The organism is Streptomyces sp. GbtcB6 (assembly GCF_019091475.1).
Taxonomy (GTDB): Bacteria; Actinomycetota; Actinomycetes; order Streptomycetales; family Streptomycetaceae; genus Streptomyces; species Streptomyces hyaluromycini.
The window spans coordinates 1-1,357 of record NZ_JAGXJL010000155.1; the positions used below are offsets into that span (position 1 = coordinate 1).

A 1,357-nucleotide genomic window follows, 5' to 3' on the forward strand; every position below is an offset into this window, starting at 1 on the left:
CGTCTGCGCAGTGGGTGCAGCCGCGCACGATCGAGGCATGATGGCGGATTTCGTCACGGGACCGTGGACGGCCGAGCTGGAGGAGCTGTTCCTGCGGGTGGGCGGCCGGTTCGGCCGCGTTGAGGTGCGGCGCCGGATGCGGGATTACGTGCGGGGCCTGCTGGGACCGGTCGGACGCAAGAACAGTTGGCAACTGGCCGAGTACGCCGGTCACACCGGCCCGTACGGGTTGCAGCACCTGCTGTCCTGGAGCCGCTGGGATGTCGACGGGCTCCGCGATGACCTGCAGGAGTATGTCGCCGAGCAGCTCGGCGCCCCGGACGGCGTGCTGATTGTGGATGACACCGGCTTCATCAAGAAGGGCCGCGTCTCGGCCGGGGTGCAGCGGCAGTACTCCGGCACGGCCGGCCGGACCGAGAACTGTCAGATCGGAGTGTTCGCCGCCTACGCTTCGTCGCGCGGACGGACGCTGGTGGACCGGGAACTGTATCTGCCGAAGTCCTGGACCGATGATGCCGCGCGGTGCCGGGCAGCCCGGGTTCCTGCAGACCGCGGCTTTGCCACCAAGCCTGAGCTGGCCCGCACCCTGGTACTGCGGGCATTGGCCTCCTCGCTGCCGATCTCCTGGGTGACCGCGGACAGTGCCTACGGGCAGGACTGGTCCTTCCGCCGCATGCTGGAGGAGGCAAACGTCGGCTACGTCCTGGCGGTGCCGAAGTCCCAGCAGATCAAGTCGCTGGCCGGGATCTGGCGTATCGACCAGCTCATCGCCGATGCCCCGGCCGACGCCTGGCAGGTCCTGTCCTGCGGTGACGGCGCCAAAGGCCCGCGCCTCTATGACTGGGCCGTCGCCCAGCTGCCCGTCAACATCGTCTTCGACCCGGATCCGCCCACGCACCGCCGCTGGGTGATGGCGCGCCGTAGCCTGGCCCGCCCCGACGAACTCGCCTACTACCTGGCCTATGCCCCCGAGGGGACCACGGTCGAACAGCTGGTACGTGTTGCCGGCACCCGCTGGGCCATCGAGGCGTGCTTCCAGGCCGCCAAGGGCGAGTGCGGCCTGGACCAGTACGAGGTCCGCCGGTATCCAGGCTGGTACCGGCACATCACCTTGGCCATGCTCGCGCATGCCTTCCTCGCCGCCATGACCGCGGCCGCAGTCGAAAGGGGGGCGGCAGAAACGACACAGCCGGCCTGGCCCCGCTCACCGTGGCAGAGATCCGCCGTCTGCTGGCAGCTGTCTGCCCCCGGCCCGCGCACCGTCCAACCAGTGCACTGATCTGGTCCCTCTGGCGCAGACGTCACCAGGCCATGGCTCGTGCCTGCCACTACCGTCGACGCACCCGTGCCTGAAGGC

Annotated in this window: 1 protein-coding gene; it reads left to right on the top strand. The window is 69.3% G+C overall.

Annotation, left to right across the window (positions count from 1 at the left end; genetic code table 11):
• The first annotated feature begins 40 nt into the window (after positions 1-40).
• Complete coding sequence (locus KVT45_RS54940) at positions 41-1,279, top strand: IS701 family transposase (RefSeq protein ID WP_217562623.1); 1,239 nt, start codon at positions 41-43, stop codon at positions 1,277-1,279.
• Positions 1,280-1,357: the final 78 nt, after the last annotated feature.

What these genes read in the sequence shown, in the direction of transcription:
- KVT45_RS54940 (WP_217562623.1), top strand. Translation starts at nt 41, where the DNA reads ATGGCGGATTTCGTCACGGGACCGTGGACGGCCGAGCTGGAGGAGCTG.